Here is a 3722-nt window from a genome sequence, read left to right on the forward strand (position 1 = left end):
CGGCGCGCCCCCCTCGGCCTGGTCGCCGGGGCCCGCAGCGGCGACAAGGGCGGGGACGCCAACGTCGGCGTGTGGGTGCGCACCGACGACGCCTGGGCCTGGCTCGCGCACACCCTCACCACGGACCGGCTGCGCCAACTGCTCCCCGAGTGCGCCGGCCTGGAGATCGAGCGGCACCTCTTCCCCCGCTTGCGCGCCCTGAACTTCACCGTCCACGGCCTCCTCGGCGAGGGCGTCGCCGCACAGGCCCGTTTCGACCCCCAGGCCAAGGCGCTCGGCGAGTGGCTGCGCTCGCGCCACCTGGACATCCCGGAGGTACTGCTGTGACGGTTCTGCCCACCGCGCTCGACACCGCCGGGGCCGAGTACGCCGCCCACCGCGAGGCCATGCTCGCCAAGCTGGCCGAGCTCGACACCGAGCACGCCAAGGCGCTCGCGGGCGGCGGCGCCAAGTACACCGAACGCCACCGGGCGCGCGGCAAGCTGCTCGCCCGTGAGCGGATCGAGCTGCTCCTCGACCCGGACACCCCGTTCCTGGAGCTGTCGCCGCTCGCCGCCTGGGGGAGCGAGTACCCCGTCGGCGCCTCGATGGTCACCGGGATCGGGGTCGTCGAGGGCGTCGAGTGCCTGATCACCGCCAACGACCCGACCGTACGCGGCGGCGCCTCCAACCCGTGGACGCTGAAGAAGGCGCTGCGGGCCAACGAGATCGCGTACGCCAACCGGCTGCCGTGCATCAGCCTGGTGGAGTCCGGCGGGGCCGATCTGCCCTCCCAGAAGGAGATCTTCATCCCGGGCGGGGCGCTCTTCCGCGACATCACCCGGCTCTCCGCCGCCGGCATCCCCACCATCGCGGTGGTCTTCGGCAACTCGACCGCCGGTGGCGCGTACGTACCGGGGATGTCCGACCACACCGTCATGATCAAGGAGCGGTCGAAGGTCTTCCTCGGCGGCCCGCCGCTGGTGAAGATGGCCACCGGCGAGGAGAGCGACGACGAGTCGCTGGGCGGCGCCGAGATGCACGCCCGCACCTCCGGCCTCGCCGACCACTACGCGGTGGACGAGCGCGACGCCCTGCGCCAGGCCCGGCGGATCGTCGCCCGCCTCAACCACCGCAAGGCGCACCCCGACCCGGACCCGGGGTACGAGCCGCCGAAGTACGACGAGGACGAGCTGCTGGGGATCGTGCCCGGGGACCTCAGGACGCCGTTCGACCCGCGCGAGGTGATCGCCCGGCTCGTCGACGGCTCCGACTTCGACGAATTCAAGCCTCTCTACGGGCCGAGTCTGGTCACCGGCTGGGCGCGGCTGCACGGCTATCCCGTCGGCATCCTCGCCAACGCCCAGGGCGTGCTGTTCTCCGCCGAGTCGCAGAAGGCCGCCCAGTTCATCCAGCTCGCCAACCAGCGCGACATCCCGCTGCTGTTCCTGCACAACACCACCGGCTACATGGTCGGCCGGGAGTACGAGCAGGGCGGGATCATCAAGCACGGCGCCATGATGATCAACGCGGTCAGCAACTCGAAGGTGCCGCATCTGTCGGTGCTCATGGGCGCCTCCTACGGCGCCGGGCACTACGGCATGTGCGGGCGCGCCTACGACCCCCGGTTCCTCTTCGCCTGGCCCGGCGCCAAGTCCGCCGTCATGGGTCCGCAGCAGCTCGCCGGAGTCCTCTCGATCGTCGCCCGCGCCTCCGCGCGGGCCAAGGGGCAGCCGTACGACGAGGAGGCGGACGCCGGGCTGCGCGCCATGGTCGAGCGGCAGATCGAGGCCGAGTCGCTGCCGGTGTTCCTGTCCGGGCGGCTCTACGACGACGGCGTCATCGACCCCCGCGACACCCGCACGGTCCTCGGCATCTGTCTGTCCGCCGTCCACACGGCCCCGGTCGAAGGCGCGCGCGGCGGCTTCGGCATCTTCAGGATGTGAGGCGCTGATGATCCAGTCCGTTCTTGTCGCCAACCGGGCCGAGATAGCCTCCCGGGTCTTCCGTACCTGCCGTGACCTGGGCATCTCCACGGTCGCCGTGCACTCCGACCCGGACGCGTCGCTGCCGTACGTCCGGGAGGCCGACGCCGCCGTGCGGCTGCCGGGGGCCGCGCCCGCCGAGACGTATCTGCGCGGCGAGCTGATCGTGAAGGCCGCCCTCGCGGCGGGCGCGGACGCCGTGCACCCGGGGTACGGGTTCCTCTCCGAGAGCGCCGGGTTCGCGCGGGCCGTCCTCGACGCGGGGCTCACCTGGATCGGCCCGCCCCCGGCGGCCGTGGAGGCGATGGCCTCCAAGACCCGCGCCAAGGAGCTGATGCGGGCGGCCGGGGTGCCGCTGCTCGCGCCCGTCGACCCGGCGCAGGCCACCGACGCCGATCTGCCGCTGCTCCTGAAGGCGGCGGCGGGCGGCGGCGGACGCGGGATGCGGATCGTCCGGGAACTCGCCCTGCTGGAAGCGGAGCTGGCCGCCGCGTCCGCCGAGGCGCGGTCCGCGTTCGGGGACGGCGAGGTGTTCGCGGAGCCGTACGTGGAGCGCGGACGCCATGTCGAGGTGCAGATCATGGCCGACGCGCACGGCACGGTCTGGGCGCTCGGCACTCGCGACTGCTCGCTCCAGCGCCGCCACCAGAAGGTCATCGAGGAGGCCCCGGCGCCCGGACTGCCCGAGGCCCTGCGCACCCGGCTGCGCACGGCCGCCTTGGCCGCCGCGCGGGCCGTCTCCTACCGGGGCGCGGGCACGGTCGAGTTCCTGGTGGACCCGCACGGCCGGGCGTACTTCCTGGAGATGAACACCCGCCTCCAGGTCGAACACCCCGTCACCGAGGCCGTGTTCGGGATCGACCTGGTCGCGCTCCAGCTCAAGGTCGCCGAGGGCGCGGCCCTGCCCGCCGAACCGCCCGAGCCCGTGGGGCACGCCGTCGAGGCGCGGCTGTACGCGGAGGACCCGGCGAACGGCTGGACCCCGCAGACCGGGGTGCTGCACCGCCTCGACGTACCCGGGGTCCGGCTGGACCGGGGCTACGGCGACGGCGACACCATCGGCGTCCACTACGACGCCATGCTCGCCAAGGCCGTCGTCCACGCCCCCACCCGCGCCGCCGCCGTACGCAAGCTCGCCCGCGCCCTCGAACGGGCCGAGGTGCACGGACCCGGCACCAACCGCGACCTGCTCGTCCGCTCGCTGCGCCACCCCGACTTCACCTCCGGCCGCGTCGACACCGGCTTCTACGACTGCCATCTGCCCGCCCTCACCGAACCGCGCCCCGGGGAGGCGCACGCGGCCCTCGCCGCCGCCCTGGCGGACGCGGCGGGCCGCACCTCCCGCTTCGGCGGGGGCTGGCGCAACCTGCCGTCCCAGCCGCAGAGCAAGCGGTACGGCGACCACGAGATCCGCTACCGCCTCACCCGCCGGGGCCTGGTCGCCGAGGACTTCCCGGACGTACGCCTCCAGACGTGCGAACCCGGCCGCGTACGGCTCGAAGTGGACGGCGTCGCACGGGACTTCCGTGTCGCCCGGTACGGCGACCGGGTGTACGTCGACACCGCCACCGGCTCGTACGCGCTGACCGCGCACCCCCGCTTCACCGGCCCCGGCGACCTGCTCGCCCCCGGATCGCTGCTCGCGCCGATGCCGGGCGTGGTCGTCCGGGTCGCGGACGGGCTCGCCGAAGGGGCCCGCGTCACCGCCGGACAGCCGCTGCTCTGGCTGGAGGCGATGAAGATGACCCACCCCATCAC

The 3722-nt window shown here is 73.7% G+C and carries 2 protein-coding genes and 1 pseudogene; all 3 read left to right on the forward strand.

Features of this window, described 5'->3' with window-relative positions:
* Nucleotides 1-327: pseudogene (locus ACJA3G_RS32815) on the forward strand (exopolyphosphatase); the annotation flags it as partial.
* The gene (locus ACJA3G_RS32820; RefSeq protein ID WP_406556679.1) at nucleotides 324-1925 is read left to right on the forward strand and encodes an acyl-CoA carboxylase subunit beta; all 1602 of its coding nucleotides are present in this window, start codon (nucleotides 324-326) and stop codon (nucleotides 1923-1925) included. The pseudogene ACJA3G_RS32815 and the gene ACJA3G_RS32820, both read left to right, overlap by 4 nt.
* Nucleotides 1926-1932: 7 nt before the next feature.
* A partial coding sequence (locus ACJA3G_RS32825; RefSeq protein WP_406556680.1) for a biotin carboxylase N-terminal domain-containing protein occupies nucleotides 1933-3722 on the forward strand: 1790 nt, incomplete at its 3' end.

The organism is Streptomyces sp. YS-3 (assembly GCF_045257485.1).
Taxonomy (GTDB): domain Bacteria; phylum Actinomycetota; class Actinomycetes; order Streptomycetales; family Streptomycetaceae; genus Streptomyces.